Below are 25,624 nucleotides of genomic sequence, written 5' to 3'. Positions count from 1 at the left end.
TGCCCTTTTCGCTGGCAAGCCAGCTCCTACGGTAAACCTGCATTTTTCCCCCACCGTAGGAGCCGGCTTGCCGGCGAAAGGGCCCTCAAGTCTTGCGCTGCTCTCAAGGCTCTCTTCGCCGGCAAGCCAGCTCTTACAGGAGGGGCTGGGAGGGGGCATGCGGTACTTGCCATTTGCTTTACGTTAACGTCAAGATGCTCGAGCGCCCGTTCCACTGGCGCAGGTTTTGCTTGATCTCCAATGACAGGGTCAGCAATTCAGGGCTGCCCGATGATCCGGGCAAAGCCCCTTTACTGCCCCCTGAACCCGGTGTAGACATTGACCACGGCTTGCGTGCTTCGCGCAATCCAAGGGAGTGGAGCGCGATGCAGCGGGCGGACCGATTCGGAGCGCTTGATGACGCTTATAAAAACAATAAAGGGTGAGCAGCAACACGAAGCCCGGCTGGCCCGGGAACGGCTGCACCTGGAAGGCCAGATCCCCGACGGGGTTCTGCGTGCGGAAATCGATGCCTCATGGCGGCGCAGCCTCAGCCATGGCGTGCACTTTGGCAGCCAGCACCAACTGACCCTGGAATCCAGCGCCAGCCTCGAAGTGCTGCTGGCCAGCAACCGCCTGTTGCTGGACGCGGCGATCCCGGCCATCGACTACCTGAGCCAGCATCAGGGCAAGGACGGGATGATCATCCTGGCCAATGCCGACGCCACCATCCTGGCCATCGAAGGCCGCGCCGACCGTCTCAAGGACCGCGGCGTGCAGGACATCACCCTTGGCGCCTGCTGGAGCGAGGCCACCCGCGGCACCAATGCCCTGGGCACGGCCCTGGTGGAGGCCCGGCCGACCCTGATCGACTGCGGCGAGCACTACCTGGACCGTCTCAGCCATTTCTCCTGCACCTCGGTGCCCATCCAGTGCCCCCAGGGCGAGATTCTCGGGGTGCTCGACCTGACCCGCGAAGGTCCCCTGGGCCGGGCCCAGGACAGCACCGCGCTGCTGGCCATGGCGGTCAGCCAGATCGAAGCCCGGGTGTTCCATGCCACCTACCCGGACCAGATCGTCCTGGCCTTCCACAGCCGTCGGCAATACCTCGAATCACCGTGGCAGGGGCTGCTGGCCCTGAGCCTGGGCGGGCAGATCCTCGCGGTCAGCGGCCAGGCCTGCCAGTTGCTCAACACCCCGCGCGCAGCCCTGGTGGGCCGGCGCTGCGAAGAGTTCCTCGGGGTCGATGGCCTGCAACTGCTCGCACGCCTGCAACAGGGCGCCGTGGGCAGCCTGCAAACCGCCAAGGGCGAGCTGTTCTACAAGGCCCTGCGGGCGCCGCAGCCAGCGCTCAACCTGCATCGCGCGCCACGCAGCGCTTTGAAAGCCGCAGCCATGCCCCAGGACCTGGAAGCCCTGGCCGGGGGCAACAGGCGCTACGCCCGCACCTTGCGCATGGCCCGTCAGGGCCTGGCCAATGACCTGCCGGTGTTGCTACTGGGCGAAACCGGCACCGGCAAGGAAGTCCTGGCCCGGGCCCTGCACCGCGCCGGCAGCCGCGCCGAGAAACCCTTTGTCGCGGTCAACTGCGCGGCGATCCCCGAAGGCCTGATCGAGTCGGAACTGTTCGGCTATCGCGAAGGCGCCTTCACCGGCTCGCGTCGTGGCGGCATGATCGGGCGCCTGCAACAGGCCCACGGCGGCACCCTGTTCCTCGATGAGATCGGCGACATGCCACTGGCCCTTCAAGCCCGCCTGCTGCGCGTGCTGCAGGACCGCAAGGTGGCGCCCCTGGGGGCCGGCGAAGAACAGGACATCGACATCGCCCTGATCTGCGCCACTCACCGCGACCTCAAGCAGCAGGTGCAGGACCAGGCTTTTCGCGAAGACCTGTTCTACCGGGTCAACGGCATCAGCGTGCTGTTGCCGGCCCTGCGCGAACGCGAAGACCTGCAGCCCCTGGTGGACAGCTTGCTGGCCAAGCTCGGTGGCGCCCAGGTGAGCCTCAGCGATGAGCTGCGTCGGCTGCTGGCGGACTACCACTGGCCGGGCAATATCCGCCAGCTGGAGATGGTCCTGCGCACAGCCCTGGCCCTGCGCGAAGACGGTGAGTGCCACATCGGCCTGGAGCACCTGCCCGACAGCATGCTCGACGACCTCAATGCCAGTGCCCGACCGCAGACCGGGAGCATCCGCGAGAACGAGCTGGAGCTGATCCGCAGTGCCCTGGACAACCACCAGGGCAATGTCTCGGCGGCAGCGGACGCCCTGGGCATCAGCCGCGCGACCCTGTACCGCAAGCTCAAACAGTTGCGCGCCTGATGCGGCGCCTGATCACCCGGCTGGTGGACAGCCGCGACCCCCAGGCCCTGAGTGCCGCCCTGGGCTGGCTCTACAGTTTCGTGCGGCCCCATCGGCTGGCCATCGGCGGCCTGCTGGGGCTGTCGGTGTGCGCTTCCCTGCTGGTGCTGGTGCAGCCCTGGCTGACCAAGCTGCTGATCGACGACGGCCTGCTGGCCCGGGACTTCCCGCGGCTGGTGCTGATCGCCGCGCTGATGATCGGTGCCGGGCTGCTGGGCACCGTGCTCTCCGGAGTCAACCGCTACCTACATACGCGGCTGTCCGGGCGCATCCTGTTCGCCCTGCGCGACGACCTCTATCGGCATCTGCAGCGCCTGTCGCCGGGCTTCTACGGCCAGCGGCGGATCGGCGACCTGATGTCGCGCCTGGATGGCGATGTGGCGGAGATCCAGCGCTTTGCCGTGGATTCATTGTTCTCCGCCGTGTCCAGCGTGATCGGCCTGGTGGTGGCGCTGGCCATGCTCCTGACCCTGTCCTGGCAACTGTCGCTGCTGGCCCTGGTGCTGATCCCCCTGGACGTGCTCTGGCTGCGCTGGATGCGGCGCAAGGTGGAGCGCGATGTGCGCCAGTTGCGCGAGCGTTCGGCGGACATGTCCTCGTTCATGGTGGAAACCCTGCCGGTGATGAAGTTTATCCAGAGCGCGGGCCAGCAGCAGCGCGAGGCCCGGCGCCTGGATGGCCTTGGCCAGGGCTACCTGCAACAGCTGCTGAAACTGCAAGTCACCGAGTTCTTCACCCAGGCGGTGCCCGGTACCCTGACCTCGTTGTCCCGGGCCTGCGCCTTCCTGATCGGCGGCTACTGGGTGGTACAGGGCACCTGGCAACTGGGAGCGCTGATTGCCTTTTCCACCTATCTGGGCATGGCGGTGGGCCCGGTGCAGAGCCTGTTGGGCCTGTATGTGGCGATCCAGCGCATGACCGTGAGCCTGGGCCGGGTCATGGAGCTGCGTGGCGAGGAACCGGGTATCAGCAACCCCGAGGCGCCGCTGCCGGTGCCGGAGCAGGGCGAGCTGCATTTTCACGCAGTGCACTTTTGCCACCCGGGCCGCGGCTCGACCCTGCAGGGCATCGAGGCGCGTATTCCCTACGGCCGCAAAGTGGCTCTCAGCGGCACCTCGGGCGCAGGCAAAAGCACGCTCATCGACCTGTTGCAGCGCCATCACGATCCGCAGTCCGGGCAGGTGCTGCTGGGCGGCGTCGACCTGCGCCAGCTGGACCTGGCGCAGTTGCGCCGGCGGGTGGCGGTGGTCAGCCAGGATATCGTGCTGTTTCGCGGCAGCCTGGCGGACAACCTGGCCTACAGCGTGCCCGATGCCAGCCGCGAAGCCGTGGCCGAGGTGGCGCGGCTGGCGCAGTTGCAAGGGCTGATCGAGTCCCTGCCCGAAGGCCTGGACAGCCCCCTGGGGGAGCGCGGCCAGCAATTGTCCGGCGGGCAGAAACAACGCATCGCCATTGCCCGGGCGCTGCTCCAGGACCCGATGATCCTGGTGCTGGACGAAGCCACCTCGGCGGTGGATGAGGCCACCGAGCGCGAGGTGATCGAGGCCATCGACCGCCTGTTCGCCGGGCGCACGCGGATCCTCATCAGCCACCGGCCCTCGACCCTGGCCGATGCCGAACTGCGCTTCGAATTGCGCGATGGCGTACTGCATGCGCTGGAGGTGGCCCATGAAGCCTGAGCTGCGCATCGGCGTGATCGACAGCGGCCATGCCGCCCATCAGCGTGTGGCGGGCGGACGACGCTTCTTCCTGCAGCCCGAAGGGATAGGGCAGGGCCCCTTGCAGGAAGACGCCCTGGGCCATGGCAGCGCGATCATCGAGGCCATCGGCCAGCGCGCGCCGACGGCGCAGGTCTATGTGGCCCAGGTGTTCGACCGGCGCGCAGTCACCAGCGTCGCGCAAGTCAGCGCCGCGCTGCACTGGTTGCTTGTGCAGGACGTGCGCCTGATCAACCTGAGCCTGGGCCTGCGCCAGGATCGCGACCTGCTGCGCCAGGCCTGTGCCGCGGCCGAGGCCCGCGGGGTGCTGTTGTGCGCATCCAGCCCGGCCCAGGGCGAGGCGGTGTTTCCGGCCAGTTACCCCGGGGTGCTGCGCGTCACCGGCGATGCGCGATGCAGCGCGCAGCAATGGTCATGGCTGAACACCGCCCAGGCTGATTTCGCCGCCTGCGTGCGCGGCAGTAGCCCGGGGCAGTCCGGCGCCAGCCTGGGGTGCGCGGCCCTGAGCGGGCATATCGCGGCCTACCTGGGTGCCCACCCGCAAGCCGACAAGGCCCAGGTCCGGCAGTGGCTGCAGGACAACGCCCACTACCAGGGGCCGGAACGCCGGCAACAGCCATGCACGCCATCCTGATCCTCGGCGCGGGGCCGGCCGGGGCCGCAGTGGCCCTGGGGCTGCGCCGCCTCGGCTACCCGGTGACCCTGGTCAGCGACTGGCGACGCTTTCCGGCCCTGGAAGGGGTCTCGCTGCGGGTGCTTGAAGCCTTGCGCGGTGCCGGCCTGGAACAGGCGCTGGCCCAGGCCCTGCAACCGTCCCAGCGGCGGGTGGCATGGAACGGTGCAGAACATGCGCAGAATATCGAATACCTGCTGGATCGCCCGGCCTTCGACCGCGGCCTGCGGGAGGCCTTGCGCGAAGCGCAGGTCAAGCTGATCGAGGGCCGGGTGCTGGGGGTGCAGCCCAGCGAGGCCGGGCATCGGGTCCAGGTGCAAGGGCAGGGCGAGGTGCACAGCCAATTCCTGGTGGAGGCCCGTGGCCGGCAGGCGCCGGTGCTGGACAAAGCCTTGCGCCAGGGGGGCGGCAAGGGCCTGCGCGGCCCGGAAACCGTCAGCCTGCTCAACCGCTGGCAGGGCCCTGGCGGCAGCGCCGCCAGCGCGGTGCACAGCCTGGAGGACGGCTGGGCCTGGATGGCCCGGCGCGAGGACGGCCAGTGCTACTGGCAGCTGACCCTGGATGTGGAGAGCGCCGGGCTGCCGGGCAAGGCGCAGTTGCTGGAGTACTGTCGTCAGCGCCGCCTGGGCTCGGCCATGGCCCGGGAATTCTTTGCCGGTGGCCAGGAGCAGCAATTGCACCTGCATGCCCGCAGCAGCACGGCGATCCTCAACCCCCAGGCCTGTGGCGCGAACTGGCTGCGGGTCGGCGATGCGGCCATGGCCGTGGACCCTTTATCCGGCAACGGCATTTTCCAATCCCTGTCCTCGGCGTTGCAGGCCCCGGCGGTGATCAACACCTTGCTGCAGCAGCCGCAACGTGCAGCGCTGGCGCAGCGTTTTCACGGGCAGCGGGTGGAACAGTTGTTCCTGCGTTTTGCGCGCATCGGCCGGGACTTCTACGCCGACGAGCAGCGCTGGCCCGAGCAGCCGTTCTGGCAGGCCCGCCGGCAGTGGCCGGATTGCCAGCCGGCGCACCGTGCCGTGGACTTTTCGGCCTTGCGCATCGAGCGCGCCCCGGTGCTGCGCGACGGCCTGGTGGATGAAGCCGAAGTGGTGATTACCCCGGACCAGCCCCTGGGCATCTGGCATGTACAGGGCGTGGAACTGGCGCCGCTGTTGCGCCGTTTGCGCAGCCAGGGGGCGGCCCAGGCCCTGGCGCAACTGAGCCCGGACCAGAATCGGCTGATACGCAGCTGGTTGCTGGCCCAAGGCTACCGTCCCTGAACGGGGATCGTAGGAGCGAGCTTGCTCGCGAACCGCGCAGCGGCCATCCACCGGAGTGAACCCGCGGTCCTTTTCGCCGGCAAGCCGGCTCCTACAGGGGGCACCGGGAGCTGGTGCAGCCCCCGGGCTTGCACTGGCCGCGGTCAGCTAAGGGGGTTGAGGTACACCCGCTGGCCGCCTTTCCAGGTTTCGCAGACCTTGATGTCGCGAATCCGGGTGGCCGGGAACTTCTCGTCCAGTGGGTCCTGCTCGAGGATCACGAAGTCGGCGAAGTTCTGGTCCTGCAGGGAGCCGGTCCAGGCCTCGGCATGGCACTGCCAGGCAGCGTCGTAGGTGATGGCTTTCAGCGCCTGCTTGCGGGTCAGGCACTGGCCCTCATTGAGGATGGGTTGCAGGCGCGGGTCATGGACGAACTGGTTGTCATGATTGCGGATGCCTTCCATCTTGCGGGTCACCGCCTGCTCCATCGAACGCAGGGGGCCCAGTGGGGTCACCGAATAGTCGCTGTGCAGGGAAATCCGCAGCTCGTGGTCCAGGGCCGACTTGCAGAGGTCGAGCATGTTGTGTGCCTTCTTTTCGAAAATGGCTTTATCGAAGGCGTAGCCCCAGTAGCCGACATGGCCAATCAAAAAGCTCGGTGACAGGCCCAGGCGCTGCATGGTTTCCAGGGTGCTTTTGCTCAGCAGCGAGCAGTGTTCGATGCGATGGCGCTTGTCCAGGCCGCTCTGGCCCTGCAGGGCCAGGTCATAGGCCTGCAGAGTGAATTCGATGGCCTGGTCGCCGTTGGCATGAATCATCAGCGGCCAGCCTTTTTTCACCGCCGCGTGGATAAATTCCTGGTATTTGACCGGGAGTGTTTTCGGGGTGTCCTCGCCCTTGTCGCACAGATTGAAGTTGCCCACCGGGCGGTCTGTCTCGCAGCAGTAGGGCGCGACCTGATAGCCGGTCAACCCCTGGTTGGACCCGTCCGAGATCACCTTGATCGAGCCCTGATACATGTGCCTGGCCTCTTCCCGCGTGGCCGGCCGATAGTCCGGCAGCAGCTTGAGGGCTTCGAGCGAGTTGTTGCAGGCGGCGGCGTAGCCGATCCGCAGCGTTCTGGGGTGGGACAGGAAGTAGGCGTTCAATACCAGCTTCGACAAGGGGTCCATCATCGCGTCGTACAGCAGGGTGATCCCGCGGCTGGCCGCGGTGGCGAAGAAGGTGTCCAGGCGCTCGAAGATCTTCAGCATTGCAAGCTTCTGCCTGGCGGGAATCGACAGGATCCCGGCCACTATCTGGGTTTCCTGCAGCACGCCGTTCTCGACCATGACCCCGGTTCTTTCATGCACCAGATCCCGGGCCGCCGTGTTCATGTAGGCGGTGTGCATGGAGGCACTGATCAGCAGCATCGGCCGCTTGGCCTCGATGGTGTCCAGGTAGCCCTCTTCGGGCGTGTCGCCACATTGCAGGGTCATGAGTTGGTTCAGGCCGCCCGGCACCACCTTGAACGGCATCAGCGCCGGATCGACCAGGTGCCCGAGGACCCAGCTCGTGCTGTCTTCGGGGAGGTTGTTCTGGATGGTTTCCTTCAGCCAGCCCCAGGTATAGAGCGGCCGCAGGCGCTGGCTGTTTTTCTCTGGCGCCTGCTGGCTATCGCCGTCGTCGGGCTCGATGGCGCCCAGGTTCAGCCAGCCATCCATGGCGCAGCTCTGCACGATGTGGGCGTGGGGCTCGACTAGGCCGGGCAGCAGGGTCTTGCCGTGCAGCGACTGCTTCTTGTAGTCGATGCCCAGGGCCTGCATGCGGGCTTCGACGGCGGCCAGGGTGCCCGCGGCGACCACGTCGCCGGCATGGATGCCCAGGGCTTCGACCCGCTCATCCATGTTGCCGTCGCGCAAGGGGTAGATGATGCCGTCATGAAACACCAGGGACTCGCCGTTCGCGTCCCTGGCCGGGCCCTGTGCTGCGTTGGGGTGGCTGGCGATATAGCTGGCGGGGTCGAGGGTGTCTTTCAAGGCTTCCCAGACGGGGTTGTGGCAGCCGCACTGGATGTAATCGTGATCATTTCCATTTGATCCCATGATGCTTTCCTCGGGTTTTCGGTGGTGATGAGGCGTTATGGGGGGATGAGCCCAGGCTCTTCAAACGAGGTGGCCAGCCGGCTCGGGCTGAGCGTAGCAGTGCTTTGCACGGCGAACAGGGCGGTCGTCGGGGGGGGCGCCGGACCACCTCCGGCGCCCCAGGTGGGGCGGTTGGCGCGGGGCGGATCAGAGCTTGATCAGCACTGATTTCAACTCGGTGTAGTGCTCGATGGCCGCGTGGCCCATTTCCCGGCCAAGCCCGGACATCTTGTAGCCGCCAAACGGCAGTGCCGGGTCCAGGGCACTGTGGCAGTTGACCCACACCGAACCGGACTTGATCCGCGGAATCATCCGGTGCACCGCCGCCAGGTCGTTGGACCAGATGCTCGCGCCCAGGCCGTAGGGGCTGTCGTTGGCCATGCGCAGGGCGTCGGCCTCATCGTCGAAAGGAATGGCCACCAGCACCGGGCCGAAGATCTCTTCCTGCGCCAGCGAATGCTTCTGGTCCACATCCACTATCACCGTCGGCTTGACGAAATACCCCGGGCCGAACTGTTCGCCGCCGCAGGCGATGGTGGCGCCGCTTTCGCGACCCATCTCGATGTAGCGATAGACCCGCTCCTGCTGGCGCGCGGAAATCAGCGGGCCCATCTCGACGCTGGCGTCCAGGCCATTGCCCAGCTTCATGGCATTGGCGATGCCGGCGATGTCGGCTACCACCTTGTCGAAATGCTTGCGCTGCACATACAGCCGGGAGCCGGCGCAGCAGACCTGGCCCTGGTTGAAGAAGCTCGCGCTGGCAGCTCCGGCCGCGGCGCTGGCCAGATCGGCGTCGGCCATGACGATGGTTGGCGACTTGCCCCCCAGTTCCAGGGTTACCCGGGTCATGGAGTCCATGGCGATCTTGCCGATTTCCTTGCCCACGGCGGTGGAGCCGGTGAAGGTCAGCTTGTCCACCAGGGGGTTGCGGGTCAGGGCACTGCCGGCGGTGATGCCGGTGCCGGTGACGACGTTGAACACGCCGTCGGGGTAGCCGGCTTCCTGCACCAGTTCGGCCAGTTTCAGGGCGCTGAGCGGGGTTTCGTCCGCCGGCTTGAGCACCAGGGTGCAACCGGTGGCCAGGGCCGGGCCGAGTTTCCAGCAGGCCAGCAGCAGCGGGAAGTTCCAGGCGACGATGGCGCCGACCACGCCCACGGCTTCGCGGCGGATGAAACTGTGGAACTGGTCGTCGGGCATCAGCGGCAGCGAGACCTCGACGCTTGAACCCTCGATCTTGGTCGCCCAGCCGGCCATGTAGCGCAAGAAATCGATGGACAGTTGCACGTCCATGGCCTGGGCCACGGCGGCGCTCTTGCCGTTGTTCAGGCATTCCAGCTGGGCCAGCAGTTCGGCGTCGCGCTGCATCAGGTCGGCGAGTTTCCACAGCAGGTTCTGCCGCTCCCGGGGGCGGGTGCGGGTCCAGGGCGAATCGTCGAAGGCCTGGCGTGCGGCGAGCACTGCGCGGTCCACATCGTCCACCGTGGCCCGGGGCACCAGGCACAGCTGTTCGCCGGTGGCGGGGTTGCGCAGGGGCATGGTCTGGCCGTCGCCGGCCTCGGTCCAGTGGGCACCGATCAGCATGCGCGGGGCGCGCTGGATAAAGGCCGTGGTAGCGGCGAGCAGTGGGGCAATAGCCATGGCGAAGCCTCTTGTTGTAGGTGAGGCAGGGGCTTTCGCAATGGCTGTGCCAGTTCCACCCAGGCGCCGCGGCCCCGCTATGGCAGGGCCTGGGGCGCAGCACCGGGGCTTGCGCGGCGGCAGTTTTTCGCAAACTGCGACAGCCCGGTGAGATTCAAGAGACGCATCGGCTGGCAGGTTCCGGGGGCCGGCAGGGGGCTCTAGATGTGCAGCCAGGCCAGGGTGCCCAGCAGCACGCTGCCGCCGGCCGCGCCGTAGGCGAGCTTCTTCAGCCATTCCTTGCGGGTCAGCAGGGTGATGGCCGCCATCGAAATGGCGATCTGGATCGCCATCATCGCCTGGGCCCAGCGATGGTGCTGGTGCAGCGCGGCTTCCGATTGCTCGTCCCAGTCCCGAGCCTCGGCTTCCAGGGCCTCGGCCTTGAGGCGCACCGCTTCCTTTTCCTTCTGGTAGCGCTGGGCTTCGATGCCGTAGTGCGCGGCATCGACTCCGGGAATGTGGGTCGCCAGCTCCGCCAGGTTCTGCCGGCTGGACTTGGCCTGGTAGTAGCTCCACTGGTTGGCGGCTTCGGTCTTTTTCATCGCGGCATTGTTCTTGTCCATCGCCGCCAGGCTCTCCGAGGAGCCGGCCTGATAGCTCAGGAGCGCTCCCAGGGTGGCCATGATCGCCGTCATCACCGCGATCTTGCTGGCGAAGCGGTCACTGCGCGCGTGGGCTTGTTCGCTCACGTGTTCCAGGTGCTTTTCGTGGGGGCTGGGCACATCGAAGTCTTCGGTCATGGCGATCCGATCGGCTGGGTAGGGAGTGTTTCAAATTGTATCCATGGCCACTGGCGCCAGCAGGGCCAGTGTGAGTTCGTTCAGCTGGCCGACAGCCTGGAGCTGTGGGCCCAGGCCGGAAGGGCCGCGCTTGGGATCAAGGTTGACCATTTCGCGATAATCGAAAAGAAGTTCTCGTTAGACGGTCGCCAGCTGGCCTTTCTAAAGTAGGCGCTTCGAATCCGTGAGTACTTCCCATGCCCATTTACCCGAGGCCTGCATGGGCCCTGTGCGCCCTATTGGCCGGTTGCACCCTGGGGCCGGAACGGCCGCCCGGCAGCACTGTGCCCCTGCCCGTGAGCCACCTGGACGCAGCGGCCGAGCAGGGGCTTGACCAGTGGTGGCAGCTCTATCGTGACCCTGGGCTCAATGCCGCGGTACAAGAAGCCCTGAGCCAGAACCGCGACTTGCGGATGGCTGCGGCCAACCTGCTTCAGGCCCGGGCGCTGCTGCGCGAAACCGATACCCTGCGCCAGCCTTCCACCCAGGTGACGGCCCGCGCCGGCTACGGCAGTACCGCCGACGACCAGCTGGAAGCCGCCTTGCAGGACAGCCAGCACATCCGCACCGGCAGCCGCTATGGGGTCGGCTTGGATGTGCAGTGGGAGGCCGACCTGTTCGGCCGCCTGCACGGCCTGGCCGATGCCGCCCGGGCCGATGCCGAGGCGGCCCGGGCCGCCGAAGATGGCCTGCGGGTGGTGGTGGCCGCGGAAACCACCCGTGCCTGGTTGCAGGCCTGCAGCTATGGCCAGCGCCTGCAGGTGGCGGGCGAGTCCCTGGCGCTGGTGGAGCAGGGCCGCACCCTGAGCGCCCGGCTGTATCGGGCCGGCGCCGCGGTGACCCTGGATGTGGTGCGCGCCGAAGGCCTGGTGGGCCAGGTGCAGGCCAGCCTGCCGCCGCTGCAGGCCGGACGGCAACGGGCCCTGGCCGAACTGGCCGTCTTGCTGGGGCGCCCCCCGGGTGATGCACCGGCGGCGGCCCAGGCTTGTCGCCAGGCCCCGACCCTGGGGTCGCCCATGCCCCAGAGCGATGCCCTGGCCATGTTGCGTCGGCGCCCCGACGTGAGCCAGGCCGAGCGCCGGCTGGCGGCGGCCACGGCGCGCATCGGTGTGGCCCGGGCCGACCTCTATCCAAGGGTCAGCCTGGGGGCCGGGGTCTTCACGTCGGCGCACCACCCCGCGGGTTTCGATGACCGTGACGCGTCGGTCTGGCAACTGGGGCCGCTGTTGTCCTGGAGCTTGCCCAACCTCAATGCCGCCCGCGCCCGCATCGCCCAGGCCAGCGCCGGAGAAAGCGCGGCGCTGGCGGATTTCGACCGCAGCATCCTGGCGGCCCTGAAGGAGCAGCAACAGGCCCTGAGCGACTACCAGGCCGCGTTGCAGCGCCAGCAAGCCCTGCACCTGGCAGCCGAACGTGACCACCAGGCCTTGCGCCTGGCCGGGCTAGCCAGGGCCGCCGGTGCCTCCACGGCCCTGGATTACCTCGATGCCCAGCGCACCGATGTACGTACCCGGGCCGCGGCAGCGCAGGCCGATGCGGCCGTCATCGATACCCAGGTGCTGGTGTTCAAGGCCCTGGGCGGTGGCTGGCGCAGCGCGCCGCCGATTGTCCTGCCGCAGCCGAGCCGGGCTGCGGCCAACCCTTTCCCGCGAACCCCCAACGAGCCTTTGCAATGACCCAGACCCCTGTTCCCGCTTCCCCGGCGCAAGCCGTCACCCGCCGTCGCTTACTCGGTTATGCCGGGCTGGCGCTGGTGTTGCTGCTGGTTCTGGCCTGGGGCCTGCGCTGGTGGTTCAACGGGCGTTTCCTGGTGGAGACCGACGATGCCTACCTGCGCTCGGACATCGTCACCATCGCGCCCCGGGTCGCCGGCTACCTGGTGGCGGTCGAGGTCCGGGACAACCAGCCGCTCAAGGCTGGCGACCTGCTGGCGCGGATCGACGACAGCGACTACCGGGCCCGGGTCGAACAGGCGGAAGCGGCGCTGCGCGAGGCCCAGGCCGAACAGCGTGCCGGGCAGGCGCGGCTGGCCAATCTGGCCGCCCGCCAGCAACAGCAGCAGAGCCTGATCGCCGAAGCCCAGGCCCGGGTCGGCGCCGCCGAGGCAGAGGCACAACGGGCCGGCCAGGAAGGGCGGCGGCAGCAACACCTGGCCAGCCAGCAAGTCAGCAGCGTGCAGCAACTGGAAAACGCCGCCGCCCTGGCCCGTCAGGCCGATGCCGCCCTGGGCGCGGCCCGCGCCAGCCTGGCCGCGCGGCGCCAGCAGGTACAGGTGCTCGATACCGAACAGCAAAGCGCCCGGGCGCAACTGGACAAGCTCGAAGCGGGCGTGGCCCGGGTCAGTGCCCAGCGGCAGCTGGCCCGTATCGATCTGGCGCGCACCTTGATCCGCAGCCCGGTGGACGGTATCGCCGGCCAGCGGCGCCTGCGCCTGGGGCAGTACGTCGAAGTCGGTGCGCCGCTGTTGGCGGTGGTGCCTGAGGACGCCTATGTGGTGGCCAACTACAAGGAAACCCAGGTCGACGGCATGCGGCCCGGGCAAGCGGCTCGGGTCGAGGTCGACGCCCTGGGTGGCCATGTACTGGAGGGACGGGTGGAGAGTTTCGCCCCGGCTTCCGGCGCCGAATTCGCCCTGCTGCCGGCGGACAACGCCACCGGCAACTTCACCAAGATCGTGCAGCGCATGCCGGTGCGCATCCGCCTCGATCCGGGGCAGCCGCGACAGGCGCAGCTGCGCCCCGGGATGTCGGTGGTGGTGACCGTGGACACCCGTCATGACTAGTGCCCAGGCCGTATCGGAAGGCACCGGCGAGGCCGCCGCACAGGCAATCTCCCTGCGCACCTGGGTGGCGGTGCTGGGCAGCGTGGTGGGCTGCTTCATGGCCGGGATGAACGTGCACGTGACCAACGCTTCCCTGCCGGACGTGCGTGGCTCCCTGGGGGCGACTTTCGAGGAGGGGTCGTGGATCACCACCGCCTACCTGGTGGCGGAGATCATCATCATTCCCATGACCGGCTGGCTGGTTTCGGTGTTTTCCATGCGCCGGGTGCTGATGGTCGGCACCGCCGGTTTCGTGCTGTTTTCGATCGCCTGTTCCCTGGCGCCGAACATCCACAGCCTGATTTTCGCCCGGGTGCTGCAAGGGGCCTTTGGCGGGGTGCTGATTCCCTTGTCATTCCAGCTGATCGTCACCGAGCTGCCGGCGGCCCGGCACCCCATGGGCATGGCCCTGTTTGCCGTGGCCAACAATGTCGCCCAGGCGGCGGGGCCGTCCTTGGGCGGCTGGCTCACCGATGCCTATTCGTGGCGCTGGATCTTCTACCTGCAAGTGCCGCCGGGGCTGTTGCTGCTGGCGGCCATCGGCTGGTCGGTGCGGCCCCAGCCCATGGTCCTGGCAAAGTTGCGCCAGGGTGACTGGGGCGGCATCGCCAGCATGGCCGTGGGCCTCTCGGCGTTGCAGATCATGCTGGAGGAGGGCGGCCGTTACGACTGGTTCGCCTCAAGCTTCATCAGCCATTGCGCGATCCTGGCCACGCTCGGCCTGCTGGCCTTCGTGGCCATCGAACTGCGTCGCGAGCAGCCGTTGATCAACCTGCGCCTGCTGGGTCGCTACAACTTCGGCATCGCCAGCCTGATGCAATTCACCTTCGGTGCGGTGGTGTTCGGCGTGGTGTTCCTGGTGCCCAACTACTTTGCCCAGATCCACGGCTACAACGCCCGACAGATCGGCCTGATGATGATTCCCTACGGCCTGATCCAGTTCGTCATGTCGTTCGCCACCCCGCGGCTGATGCGCTGGACCAGCGCCCGCACCATCATCATTGCCGGGTTCGCCATCACTGGCATCGGCTGCCTGATGAACATCCACCTCAACCCCGATGCCTCGGTCAACGTCATCGTGCCCTCGCTGGTGGTGCGTGGTATCGGCCAGTCGCTGGTGGTGGTGGCGCTGGGGGTGATGGCGATCCAGGGGTTGGAAAAGGACCAGGTGGGCTCGGCCTCCGGACTGTTCTCCATGGTGCGTAATGTCGGCGGGGCCATCGGTATCGCGCTCTCCAGCCAGATCGTGGTAGAGCGCGAGAAACTCCACGCCCTGCGCATCGGTGAATCCATCAACCTGTTCGCCCAGGCCACCCAGGAGCGCCTGGTGGAACTGGTGCGCCTGCTGGCCCAGGCACCCGTGGAGTACGCCACGGCCCTGCACTCGGCAGCGCTGGCGCCCCTGCGCCAGCAAGCCCTGGGCATCGTGGACACGGTGCTGCACCGCGACGCCTTGTTGCTGGCCTACAGCGATGCCTTCCTGCTGGCGGGGCTGGCCATGCTGTTGTGCGTGGTGGCCGGTGTGCTGCTGCGCCGGGCCTGAGCCCTCAGCGGTAGAACTCCGAAGGCGGCGTGCCGAACTGGCGCTTGAAGGCGGCGGCGAAGGCGCTCTGGCTGTCGTAGCCGTGCTGCAGCGCCACTTGCACCACCGGCATGCCCTCGGCCAGGCACTCCAGGGACATCAGCAACCGCGCCTGTTGGCGCCAACGGCCAAAGGTGATGCCGGTGTGGCGCTGGAACTGGCGATGGAAGGTCTTGGCGCTCATGGCCAGGCAGTCGCCCCATTGTTCGGCGGTGCGGTTGTCCGAAGGGTCGTCCGCCAGCGCCTGGCACACCCGCAGCATGCGCGGCTCATGGGGCCAGGGCAGGCTGAACGGCAGCACCGGCAGCGAGCGCATCTCATCGAGGATCAGGCGCATCAGGCGGCCGTCGCGGCTGTCCGGCGAATACTGCGTGCCGACCTGGGCGGCGGCCAGGATCAGCTCGCGCAGCAACGGCGAGACCTCGATCACGCAGTCATGCTCGGGCAGGCCGGCAATGGCATCGACATTGATGAACAGGCTGCGCATGCGCACCGCGCCGCGCATGCGTACCCGGTGCTCGACGCCGGCCTGCAACCACACCCCGCGGCTGGGCGGCACCACCCAGCGGCCGGACTCGGTGTCGATCACCAGCACGCCCTCAATGGCATAGGCCAGCTGCGAGCGTGGGTGGCTGTGGGCAGGTATTTCATGGCCGTTGGGGTAATCCACGGCGATGCTGGTAACCGGCATGGACAGGCAGTCGATGGACGAGACAACAAGCAGATCGGACATGCAGCGCAGCGCCTCCGTCCTGGAAGGGATCATGGGGCGCTTATCATAGGTGAAAATGTCCATTTTGCGATAATCAAAGGGCGTTTAGCGCATTACATTCAGAAGATCGCTACCTAGACTACAGATCACTCCTTGCCCGCCGACGGTTGCAACCGCCCATGAACCCCCTGTTCCTGACCCTGCTACTAGCGCTACCCCTGCCTTACGGCCGGGGTCTGCCGGTGCTGCCAGGAACCTGGCACCCAGGCTGATCTCCCCCAGACTCCGGCCTCGAAGCGCTTTCCATGATGAAGGCAGGGGAGATCCATTGCGTTCTCCATTGTGCTTTCGAGGTCAGTATGCTCGCCCATCCCCATACCAAATACCGCCCCTTTACCCCCGTGGACCTGGACTCGCGCCAGTGGCCGTCACGTACCATCACCCAGGCTCCGATCTGGCTGTCCACCGACCTGCGCGATGGCAACCAGGCGCTGTTCGAGCCGATGAACCGCGAGCGCAAGCTGCGCCTGTTCGAGGAACTGGTGCGCCTGGGCTTCAAGGAAATCGAAGTGGGATTCCCCGCCGCCTCGCGTACCGATTTCGAGGTGGTCCGCGAGCTTGTGGAACAGCAGCGGATTCCCGCCGATGTCACGCCCATGGTGATGACCCAACTGCGCGAGGACCTGATCCGCGAAACCGTACGCAGTGTGCAGGGTGCGCGCCGGGTCATCGTCCACCTGTACAACGCCATCGCCCCGGTCTGGCGGCGTGTGGTGTTCGGGCTTTCGGTGGACGAGGTCGAGGCCCTGGTGGAGCGCCATGTCAGGCTGTTGCGCGAGTTGACTGACCAGCATCCGGAAACCGAATGGGTGTTGCAGTACTCCCCCGAAACCTTCTGCATGGCGGAGCTCGAGGTGTCCCTGCGCATGTGCAACACCGCGATCCGTACCTGGGACGCCGGCCCGGGGCGCCCGATCATCATCAACCTGCCGACCACCGTCGAGGTGGCCACCGCCAACGTCTTTGCCGATCAGATCGAATGGATGCACAAGCGCCTGGAGCGCCGCGATCAGGTCACGCTGTCAGTGCACCCGCACAACGACCGGGGCACCGGCGTGGCCTGTGCCGAACAGGCGCTGCTGGCGGGCGCCCAGCGGGTGGAGGGTTGCCTGTTCGGCAATGGCGAGCGCAGTGGCAACCTGGATCTGGTGACCCTGGCCCTGAATCTCTATACCCAGGGCATCAGCCCCGGGTTGGATTTCTCCGATATCGCAGCGGTGGCCCGGGTTGCTGAGGAGTGCACGGCGCTGCCAATCCATCCGCGCCATCCCTATGTCGGCGACCTGGTGTTCACCGCCTTTTCCGGCTCGCACCAGGACGCCATCGCCAAGGGCTTTGCCGCCCAGGCGGCCGACGGTTTCTGGGAGGTGCCCTACCTGCCCATCGATCCGCAGGACCTGGGGCGGACCTACGACAGCATCGTGCGGGTCAACAGCCAGTCCGGCAAAGGCGGGATCGCTTTCCTGCTGCAGCGTGACCACGGCATCGTCATGCCCCGGCGCATGCAGATCGAGTTCAGCGCCATTGTGCAGAAGCTGGCTGATGCCAGTGACGCCGAGTTGAGCAGCGACGCTTTATGGGAGGTGTTCCAGCGCACCTATCTGGCGTGCGCAGAGGGCACGGCCGGCCTGCGGTATCTCGCTCATCGGTTGTTCGATGCCCCCGAGGGGCAGGGGATCGAGCTGCGGGTCGCCACCCCCGGGAACCAGGAGGCGTGCTTGCATGGCGTGGGCAACGGACCTGTTGCGGCGGCCCTGGCCGCCCTGGGCTTGCCGCTGCGCATCGACAGTTTTGAAGAGCGCAACCTGGGGGCGGGGGCCGATGCGCAGGCGCTGGCAATTGTCGAAGCGGTGTGGCCGGGCGTTGCCGGGTCACGTTTTGGCGCCGGCTGTCACGCCAATATCGTCACCGCCTCGGTGCAGGCCGTGATCAATGCCGCGGCGCGGTTTTATCCCGAGCAGGCGCCGGCATTCGTTCCCACCCAGGCATCGCTTGCGGAGCGGGCGGCTCCCTGAGTGACCCGCACCAGCAGTCGGCGCCCCAGGGGCCGGCCGCTGGAGCCCGGGCAAAAAAAAGCCCGCTGTAGCGCGGGCCAAATGGGATTCGTTAAGGAGTGATTGGCAATATAGGGGCGGCGAGGTGAAAGCACCGTGAAAAAAAAGTCGTGCAGGGATAAGCCTCCAGCATCTTTGCCCAAGTCGTAGGGTGTTTTCGGATATGTCCGATATTACTGCCCCTGGAGCCCGCGTATATTCCCTCCTGCTCGCCCAGCCAAAGGGGGTACTTCGGTCTGGATGCCACTGCCGAAGTGATGGGCGAGCACCTTTTTCCCTCCTGCCGTTTCTTTCTCCCTGGCTGTTTCCTTCCCGCTTGGCCTGGCCAATATCCTCATCCCATCTTCTTCAGGGCAGATCGAGCCGGCGCCGGATCTCGGCCCACAGTTGCGGGTCGTCGAAGTCGTTGATCACGCGGTGGGCGCCGGCATCCAGCAGGGTTTGCGGGCGTTGGCTGGTGGCCAGGCCGAACGTGCAGATCCCGGCTTTTACCGCGGCTGTCAGCCCGGGTACCGAGTCTTCGAAGGCCAGGGCCTGGTCGGCGGTGGCCCGCAGGCATTCCAGGCCGCTCAAGTAGGGCAGGGGATCGGGCTTGGCCCGAGGCAACTCCTCGGCCACCAGCACCGTCTGGAAGCGCTGTCGCAGGCCCAGCACCTCGAGCATGTGCTCGGCATTGGCCCGGGGCGCGTTGGTGACCACGCACACGCCGATGCCGTGCTCCTGGGCAAAATCCAGCAGGCGCAGCAGGCCGGGCATGGGCATCAGTTGCGGGGAGAGTTGGCGAAAGCGCACTTCCTTGCGCTCGGCAAAGGCTTCATGTTCCGCCACGCTGCGCTCGGGGAACAGGTAGCGGCACATGTTGGCATTGGCCTGGCCGCTGACATGGGCTTCGAATTCTTCCTGGGTGAAGGTCCGGCCCTCCTCTTCCAGCAGCAGTTGCTGCAGGGCCAGCAGGTGCAGGGCGTCGGTGTCGGTCAGGGTGCCATCAAGGTCGAAGAGCAGAGCATTGAGCATGGGACAGTTCCTGTCGGGCCCCATCCGGGCCGGTTGGCTGAATCGATCAAGCCCGCATCCTAGCAGGCTTGATCTCAACCGTGACCGGTTCGCTCGGGGCCTCAGCCCTGTGCGTTGTCGCCTTCGCCCTGGTCTTCCACTTCGTCAGGCTGCGGGCAGTAGTCCTGGGGGTTGGCCGGCCACAGCACCTGGTCATGGCCGTCGTGCACCTGTTCGGCGCCGCAATCGACCTGGCTGACCTGGAAGCTCGGAGTGCCGTCCAGGCGATACAGGGCCTTGAGGCTGCGGGACTGGTCGTCGCCCATGCCTTCCACGGCATAGCCGAAGATGGCGCCGCGGGTTTCGTCCACCACCAGTTCCTGCCACTTGCCGGGGATCAGCCGCTTGCCCTTGAGGTCGTACAGCGCCGAGGTGGCCAGGGCCGAGGTGTCGTCGGTGGCCAGCAGGTAGTGGCCGCTGTTGTCCAGGCGGATGTCGACGTACTGGCCCGGCTCCAGCAGCACCTTGCCGCTGGCGTCCATCAGGCCCACGGTACGCACCTGGGTGGCCTGGCCGAACAGGGTGGCCTGCTTGGTCGGGCTGTTGGCGGTGCTGAAGACGAACAGGTCGGCATTGATCGCGCCGATCTGGGCGTAGGTGGGCTTGAACAGCTCGACGCCCTTGTCCACATCGAAGATACCGAAGGTGGCGCTGAACACGTTCTGCAGCACCGCGACCTGGTTCAGCCCCGGTACCTGCCGGAACATTCCCAGGGGGCTGAAGCCGGCCGGGTCCGCCGAGTCGTAGACCGGCTGCACCTTCCATTGGCCCTGGCGGTCGATCAGCCCGGCCTTGCCGGAGCTGCCGTCGGCGTTCTTGGCGGTGACCAGCGCGCCCTGCTTGCCGAATACCTGGCAGGTACCGAACTGGGCCTGGATCACGGTCTTGCCCTGGAAATCCATGTAGCCGCAGGGGCTGTCGTATTTTTCCCGGAAGGCCACCAGGCCGTCACCCGGTTCGCCCATCCAGTTGTAGGTGGCGGCGCTGATCAGCTGGGCCTGGGCATCGGCCAGGGCCTTGCCCTGTTCGGTGCTGACCACCAGATGCTGGTTGGCAAAGTAGTCGATGCTGTCGAAGTCGATCTTCTTCTGCTCGCCGGTCTTGAGGTTCAGCGCCCACTTGTCGTTGCCGCGTTCGGCGATCATCCACCAGCCGCGCTTGGCGAAGTCATCGCGGACCATGCTGCTGTCATACAGGGCTTCGGTCACCACCTCGCCCTTGGCGCTGAGAATGCCGCGCTTGCCGCCGATCTCGTAGACGATGAAGTCGTCGTTGCCGCCCACGTACAGATCGTCGAAGCGCGGTGGCTGAATCTGTTTGCCGCTCTGGTCGATGATGCCCAGCTTGCCGTCCTGGCCGAAGCCGAAGTAGCCCGGGGTCAGCAGCCGCAGGTCATCGGTGAAGGCGGCCTTGAGGGTCTGCTTGCCATCGGCGCTGCTGAGGTTCCAGGTACCGTCCTTGGCGAACAGGAAGGTCTTGTCCAGGGGCAGGGCGACCACGGCGTCGTAGTCGTTGTCGGCGCTGACCAGCACCTTGCCGTCCTGGTCCAGCACCGCGCATTCGCCATTGGCGCAGATCGGCATGACCATGGCCGCCGGCGCGGGGGCCGCAGCGACGGCTGCAGTCTTGGGACTGGTTTCTTCCTTGCATCCGACCAGGGTCAGAGCAGACAACGAGAGGATCAGCGAGCCGAGACGGGCACAGGCGCTTCTATCCATGAACTTCAGGTTCCTTGTAAGAGGGGAGGTGCGGCACACCCCATGGGACGGGGCAGGCAAAGCGGGGGTGATTCTGCGGCGCCGCCGGATAAATGCAAGATCCAATTGCAAAGAAAACCAGCGGTACAGCCTCGTTGCCGGCCTTGAGAGCTGTTCTGGCGCTGGCTAATCGCTGTCTCAGACTGAGACGTTTGTCTCGAAATTGAACGTCGGGTAACACCCGCAAGCCCGCCAGGGACCGGCGTCTTCGCCCAAGTCGTTGATTCCGGGTTCTTTTATAAGCTGGCACGCTCCGTGTATTGCATATCAGCAGACGTTTCTCTTGCCTCCATGACCGGGCGTGCCGGGCATGGCAGAAACCATAAAAACGACTCGCTAAAAATAAGAAAGCACCGTGGGAGGTTTGACGTTGATGAAGAGAAGACTGCGCCTGAGGCTCAGTGCCAGCCTGCTGGCCATTGCCACCTGTACCGCCTTGCATGCCCCTTCGAGTTTCGCCGCGCGGGATGCACAGAGCATCCTCAAGGAAACCTGCCAGGGTTGCCACACCCCCGAGGCCGGGGAAGCCCTGAGCCGCATCAGCCACCAGCGCAAGACCCCGGAAGGCTGGCTGATGAGCATTGCCCGCATGCAGACCATGCACGGGCTGCAAATCAGCGATGACGACCGCCGCACCCTGGTCAAGTACCTGGCCGATACCCAGGGCCTGGCGCCCAGCGAGACCGACGGCGTGCGCTACGCCCTGGAGCGACGGCTGAACACCGTCGAGCATTTCGACGAACAGACCACCCAGATGTGCGCCCGCTGCCACTCCGGCGCGCGGATCGCCCTGCAACGCCGGCCGGCCCAGGAATGGGAGCGGCTGGTGAATTTCCACCTCGGTCAGTGGCCATCCCTGGAGTACCAGGCCCTGTCCCGGGATCGGGAATGGCTGCCCACCGCCCTCAAGGAAATGGTGCCGCTGCTGGCCAAGCGTTATCCCCTCGACAACCCCGCCTGGACAGCCTGGCAACAGGCCCGCCCGCAAGCGGCGGCACTGGCCGGCGACTGGAGCTTCAGCGGCCACCTGCCGGGCAAGGGCGAACTGGCCGGGGTGATGAGCGTCAGCGCCGGGGAAGGCGATCAGTTCAAGCTCAGCGTCAAGGGCCAGTACGCCGATGGCAGCCCGTTCAATGGCGAGGGCAGCGCGATCCTCTACAACGGCTATGAATGGCGCGGCAATGTCACCGTGGATGGCGTGGTCATGCGCCAGGTGCTGGCGGCCCAGGGCAATGCACTGCAAGGGCGGATGTTCGAGGCCGAGCACGACGAGCGCGGCCTGGACTTCATCGCCGCCCGGCAAGGCAGCCAGCGGTTGCTGGCGGTGCAGCCGGGTTACCTGAAGGCCGGTGAGGAGGCCGAGGTGACCCTGGTGGGCGCGGGCCTTGCGGGCACTCCGAGCTTCGGCAAAGGGGTGGAGGTCGTGCAGGTGCTGGAGCAGAGCCCCGAACGCATCCGCGTCAGGCTCAAGGCGGCGGCCAGCGCCCAGCCGGGGCTGCGGGAGGTTAGCGTCGGCAGCCTCAAGGGCGCGACGCTGGCGGTGTACCAGCGCATCGCCGAGGTCAAGGTGGTGCCGGCATTTGCCGTGGCGCGGATCGGTGACGGCGGCGGTTCGACGCCCAAGGTCCAGGGCCGCTTCGATGCCGAAGCCTGGGGCAAGGGGGCCGACGGCAAGGCCTACCGCATCGGCGTGATGCCGGCGCAGTGGAAGGTCGAGGCCTTCGATGCCCAGGCGGCCAAGGATGAAGACGTCAAGTACGCCGGCAGCATGCAGGCCGACAGCGGCGTGTTCACCCCAGGGGATGCCGGGCCCAACCCGCTGCGCAAGATGTCCACCAACAACGCCGGCAACCTCAAGGTGATCGCTGCGGTGGAAGAGGGGGGCAAGGCCCTGACCGGTGAAGGCCAGCTGATCGTCACCGTGCAACGTTGGAACAATCCACCCATTCCCTGAGGGCCGTCGAACGCTACCGACAGACACTTTCAGGCAATGACCGCAGGCCCCGAACGCGGGGCTTTGCACAGGAGGTTGTAATGGGCGCAATTCTGAATCTGGTGGAGCGTAACCTGCATGAAGTGCAGGTGGACGCCAACCGCATGCTGTTCCATATCCCCAGCAGTTCGCTGTTTGCCAGCGATGCCTTGACCGGCAGCATCATCGATGCGCTGCGCGGCCCGGGCTGTACCCCGGAAGACTTGATCCAGCGTCTGGCCGGCGCCTATGACGGTGCCGACGTCAGCGACACCCTGCGTGAGCTGATGGCCCTGGAACTGGTCAGCGACGGCTCGCCCCTGACCCCGGAAATCGGCATCAAGCGGGTCGAGCGCACGGCGATCAATACCGTGGTGCTCAACGTCAATACCGGCTGCAACCTGAGCTGCACCTACTGCTACAAGGAAGACCTGGACAAGCCCTCGGCAGGCAAGAAGATGGGCCTGGACACGGCCATTGCCTCGGTGGAAATGCTGCTCCAGGAGTCCCCGGACGAGGAGCGCTACACCGTGGTGTTCTTCGGCGGCGAACCCTTGAGCAACCGGCCGCTGATCGAGGCCATGGTGGACTACTGCGAACAGCGCTTTGCCGCTGCCGGCAAGTTCGTCGAGTTCGTCATGACCACCAACGCCACCTTGCTTACCGAAGAGACAGTGGACTACCTCAACGCCCACCGTTTCGGGCTGTCGGTGAGCATCGACGGGCCCAAGACCGTGCACGACCGCAACCGCATCACCGTGGGTGGGCAGGGCACCTATGACGTGGTGCGGCGCAAGGCGCAGATGCTTCTGGAACGCTACGACAGCCGGCCGGTGGGGGCGCGGGTGACCCTGACCACTGGAGTCACCGACCTTGAGACCATCTGGGACCACCTGTTCAACGAGCTGGGGTTTGCCGAGGTGGGTTTCGCCCCGGTGACCTCGGGTGACATCAGCAGCTTCAACCTCAGCAGCGAGGAGCTGATCGAAGTCTTCGCCAGCATGAAGCGCCTGGGCCGGCGTTACCTGGCGGCGGCGCTGGAGCACCGCAATATCGGCTTCTCCAACCTGCATCAGCTGATCACCGATATCCACGAGGGCCACAAGAAGGCGCTGCCCTGCGGTGCCGGGCTGAAGATGCTGGCGGTGGACCACAAGGGCGAGCTGAACCTGTGCCACCGCTTCACCGGCTCATCCCTGCCGACCTTCGGCAACGTGCACGACGGCGGGGTCAAGCAGGTGGAACTCAACGACTTCCTGTCCCAGCGCCTGGACCGCACCAACACCGGCTGCGACAGCTGCCGCATCCGCAACCTGTGTTCCGGTGGCTGCTACCACGAGAGCTATGCCCGCTACGGCGACCCGGCGCATCCGACTTATCACTATTGCGAACTGATGCGTGACTGGGTGGATTTCGGCATCGAAGTCTACAGCCGGATCATGGCGCACAACCCTGCGTTCATCAGCAGCTACATCACTCCGCGCAAGGCTCACTGACATGAAACATCTCAAGCCGATCAACAACAAAGCTCAGAAACTGACCGAGGCCGCGGCCCAGGACCGTATCGAAGAAGTGCTGGCGATGAACTCCGTGGCCGGCTGCGCCTCGACCACCGACCCGGGCTGGGAAATCGATGCCTTTGGCGGCGTCTCGTCGCTGTGCCAGCCGATGGAGGCCGACCTCTACGGTTGCTCCGACCCTTGCTGGTGGCCGGCCCAGGTGCCGGACATGATGAGCACCTACCCCGACTGGAACAAGGACGCCCAGGCCTCCAATGACAACTGGCGCAACCTCGGCACTGTCTTCCCGAAAGACAAGTGATGAACAAGAAGAAGGATTCCAGCATGCACAGCATCAAAGCCTGCGGCCTGGTCGCACTCGCGGTTCTCAGCGCCTGTTCTTTCACCGCCCTGGCCGACGAGGGCCTGGCCCTCAACACTGGCCACGAGTACCTGGTGACCACCAATTACCCGAACAACCTGCACGTTCTCGATCTGGTCACCGACAGCCTGTACAAAACCTGCAAGATGCCTGACGCCTTCGGCCCCGGCACCGTGCAACTGTCGCCGGACCGCAAGATCGCCTACGTGCTGAACAACCACTATGCGGATGTCTACGGCGTCGAGCTCGACAGCTGCAAGCAGGTGTTCCACGCCAGCATCACCCAGCATCCGGGGGAGAAGGCGCGCTCGATGTTCGCCTTCACCGTCAGTCACGACGGCAAGGAGCTGTACACCGTGGCCAACCCGACCTTGCTGCTTAATGATCGCTACGAGGTCAAGGAGCCGCGGCTGGATGTCTACGCCACCGATGCCGGGCTCGACGCCAAGCCGCTGCGCAGTTTCCCCGCGCCGCGCCAGCTGACCATCATGCAGAGCGGCGACGACGGCAGCCTGTATGTGGCCGGGCCGGACCTGTACAAGGTTAACGTACAGACCGGCAAGTTCGACGTACTGATCCCCAGCCGGCACTGGAAACGCCCCAACTACAGCGCTCCCGACGTGCTCTACATCTGGAACCAGCAGACCTACCGCCACGATTTCTCGCTGCTCTACACCGCGGCGAAATTCAAGGACAAGCAGCAGGACCCGGCCACCGCCGAGCCGCTGTACGGGCTGTTCAGCATCGACTTGAAGACCGGCAAGACGGAAACCACCGACTTCGGTCCGCTGACCGAAATCTACTTCAGCGGCATGCGCTCGCCCAAGGACCCGAACCTGATGTTCGGCGTGCTCAACCGTCTGGCCAAGTACGACATCAAACAGAAGAAACTGCTCCAGGCCGCGACCCTGGAACACTCCTACTACTGCATTTCGTTCAACAAGGCCGGGAGCAAGATCTATCTGACGGGGACCTTCAACGACGTGGCGATCTTCGATGCCGAGAGCATGGCGCAGGTGGGCAAGATCACCTTGCCCGGTGGCGACATGGCGGCCACCACAACGCAGATTTTCATCCGCTGACTGCGTCTCCCGCCACCGGCTCCTGTGGTAGGAGCCGGCTGGCCGGCGAATAGGCCCGCAAGCGGTGAGGCGTCCTCACCGATGCTTTCGCGGGCA

General features: G+C 66.2%; 18 protein-coding genes. 12 read left to right on the top strand and 6 right to left on the bottom strand.

Features of this window, described 5'->3' with window-relative positions:
* Positions 1–396: 396 nt before the first annotated feature.
* From ABCR88_RS22815 to ABCR88_RS22800, 4 genes are read left to right on the top strand one after another with little or no spacing between them, the layout of a single operon-like run.
* The gene (locus tag ABCR88_RS22815) at positions 397–2,301 is read left to right on the top strand and encodes a sigma-54-dependent Fis family transcriptional regulator (protein WP_350023037.1); all 1,905 of its coding nucleotides are present in this window, start codon (positions 397–399) and stop codon (positions 2,299–2,301) included.
* Positions 2,301–4,019, top strand: a complete 1,719-nt coding sequence (locus tag ABCR88_RS22810; RefSeq protein WP_350023036.1) for an ABC transporter ATP-binding protein — start codon at positions 2,301–2,303, stop codon at positions 4,017–4,019. Before ABCR88_RS22815 ends, ABCR88_RS22810 begins: the two co-directional genes overlap by 1 nt.
* Positions 4,009–4,692, top strand: a complete 684-nt coding sequence (locus tag ABCR88_RS22805; protein WP_350403591.1) for a S8 family serine peptidase — start codon at positions 4,009–4,011, stop codon at positions 4,690–4,692. Before ABCR88_RS22810 ends, ABCR88_RS22805 begins: the two co-directional genes overlap by 11 nt.
* A complete protein-coding gene (locus ABCR88_RS22800) occupies positions 4,677–5,996 on the top strand; it encodes a tryptophan 7-halogenase (protein ID WP_350403590.1) in 1,320 nt (439 codons plus the stop codon). Before ABCR88_RS22805 ends, ABCR88_RS22800 begins: the two co-directional genes overlap by 16 nt.
* Before the next feature lie 143 nt (positions 5,997–6,139).
* Here ABCR88_RS22800 and ABCR88_RS22795 read toward each other — a convergent pair whose 3' ends face one another.
* From ABCR88_RS22795 to ABCR88_RS22785, 3 genes are all read right to left on the bottom strand, one after another.
* Complete coding sequence (locus ABCR88_RS22795) at positions 6,140–8,059, bottom strand: amidohydrolase family protein (protein ID WP_350403589.1); 1,920 nt, start codon at positions 8,057–8,059, stop codon at positions 6,140–6,142.
* A gap of 186 nt (positions 8,060–8,245) precedes the next feature.
* Positions 8,246–9,736, bottom strand: coding sequence for an aldehyde dehydrogenase family protein (locus ABCR88_RS22790; protein ID WP_350403588.1), 1,491 nt, complete (start codon positions 9,734–9,736; stop codon positions 8,246–8,248).
* Between the two features lie 200 nt (positions 9,737–9,936).
* Entirely contained in the window at positions 9,937–10,515 is a 579-nt protein-coding gene (locus ABCR88_RS22785; protein WP_041774389.1) for a DUF4337 domain-containing protein, read from the bottom strand.
* A 236-nt stretch (positions 10,516–10,751) separates the two neighbouring features.
* Here ABCR88_RS22785 and ABCR88_RS22780 point away from each other — a divergent pair, with 236 nt between their 5' ends.
* From ABCR88_RS22780 to ABCR88_RS22770, 3 genes are read left to right on the top strand one after another with little or no spacing between them, the layout of a single operon-like run.
* On the top strand, positions 10,752–12,230 hold the full coding sequence (locus ABCR88_RS22780) for a TolC family protein (RefSeq protein ID WP_325985060.1): 1,479 nt from the start codon (positions 10,752–10,754) through the stop codon (positions 12,228–12,230).
* On the top strand, positions 12,227–13,336 hold the full coding sequence (locus ABCR88_RS22775; protein ID WP_232644745.1) for an HlyD family secretion protein: 1,110 nt from the start codon (positions 12,227–12,229) through the stop codon (positions 13,334–13,336). The genes ABCR88_RS22780 and ABCR88_RS22775 overlap by 4 nt, the downstream gene beginning before the upstream one ends.
* On the top strand, positions 13,329–14,918 hold the full coding sequence (locus tag ABCR88_RS22770) for a DHA2 family efflux MFS transporter permease subunit (protein ID WP_053152936.1): 1,590 nt from the start codon (positions 13,329–13,331) through the stop codon (positions 14,916–14,918). The genes ABCR88_RS22775 and ABCR88_RS22770 overlap by 8 nt, the downstream gene beginning before the upstream one ends.
* A 4-nt stretch (positions 14,919–14,922) precedes the next feature.
* Here ABCR88_RS22770 and ABCR88_RS22765 read toward each other — a convergent pair whose 3' ends face one another.
* Complete coding sequence (locus tag ABCR88_RS22765; RefSeq protein ID WP_053152933.1) at positions 14,923–15,753, bottom strand: helix-turn-helix transcriptional regulator; 831 nt, start codon at positions 15,751–15,753, stop codon at positions 14,923–14,925.
* A gap of 275 nt (positions 15,754–16,028) precedes the next feature.
* On the opposite strand from ABCR88_RS22765, the gene ABCR88_RS22760 reads away from it, so the two are divergent.
* The gene (locus ABCR88_RS22760; RefSeq protein ID WP_015636444.1) at positions 16,029–17,744 is read left to right on the top strand and encodes a 2-isopropylmalate synthase; all 1,716 of its coding nucleotides are present in this window, start codon (positions 16,029–16,031) and stop codon (positions 17,742–17,744) included.
* A 387-nt stretch (positions 17,745–18,131) separates the two neighbouring features.
* On the opposite strand, the gene ABCR88_RS22755 is transcribed toward ABCR88_RS22760, so the two are convergent.
* Positions 18,132–18,797 (bottom strand): HAD-IA family hydrolase, encoded by a 666-nt coding sequence (locus ABCR88_RS22755; protein WP_350403587.1) that lies wholly within the window; start codon positions 18,795–18,797, stop codon positions 18,132–18,134.
* 101 nt (positions 18,798–18,898) lie between these two features.
* On the bottom strand, positions 18,899–20,554 hold the full coding sequence (locus ABCR88_RS22750) for a WG repeat-containing protein (protein WP_015636442.1): 1,656 nt from the start codon (positions 20,552–20,554) through the stop codon (positions 18,899–18,901).
* 412 nt (positions 20,555–20,966) lie between these two features.
* Here ABCR88_RS22750 and peaA point away from each other — a divergent pair, with 412 nt between their 5' ends.
* The 4 genes from peaA to peaD all read left to right on the top strand — a co-directional run bounded on the left by peaA (position 20,967) and on the right by peaD (position 25,528).
* Positions 20,967–22,547 (top strand): quinohemoprotein amine dehydrogenase subunit alpha, encoded by a 1,581-nt coding sequence (gene peaA, locus ABCR88_RS22745; RefSeq protein ID WP_011062401.1) that lies wholly within the window; start codon positions 20,967–20,969, stop codon positions 22,545–22,547.
* Between the two features lie 80 nt (positions 22,548–22,627).
* Entirely contained in the window at positions 22,628–24,061 is a 1,434-nt protein-coding gene (gene peaB, locus ABCR88_RS22740) for a quinohemoprotein amine dehydrogenase maturation protein (protein ID WP_350403586.1), read from the top strand.
* Position 24,062: 1 nt separating this feature from the next.
* A complete protein-coding gene (gene qhpC, locus ABCR88_RS22735) occupies positions 24,063–24,386 on the top strand; it encodes a quinohemoprotein amine dehydrogenase subunit gamma (protein WP_011062399.1) in 324 nt (107 codons plus the stop codon).
* A 23-nt stretch (positions 24,387–24,409) separates the two neighbouring features.
* A complete protein-coding gene (gene peaD, locus ABCR88_RS22730; protein ID WP_325985056.1) occupies positions 24,410–25,528 on the top strand; it encodes a quinohemoprotein amine dehydrogenase subunit beta in 1,119 nt (372 codons plus the stop codon).
* Positions 25,529–25,624: the final 96 nt, after the last annotated feature.

Origin of the sequence: Pseudomonas sp. W17, from assembly GCF_040268305.1 — a bacterium.
In the GTDB taxonomy this organism is placed as follows: domain Bacteria; phylum Pseudomonadota; class Gammaproteobacteria; order Pseudomonadales; family Pseudomonadaceae; genus Aquipseudomonas; species Aquipseudomonas protegens.
Note: the sequence above shows the minus strand (reverse complement) of the source record. Positions and strands in the feature narration are given on the sequence as shown.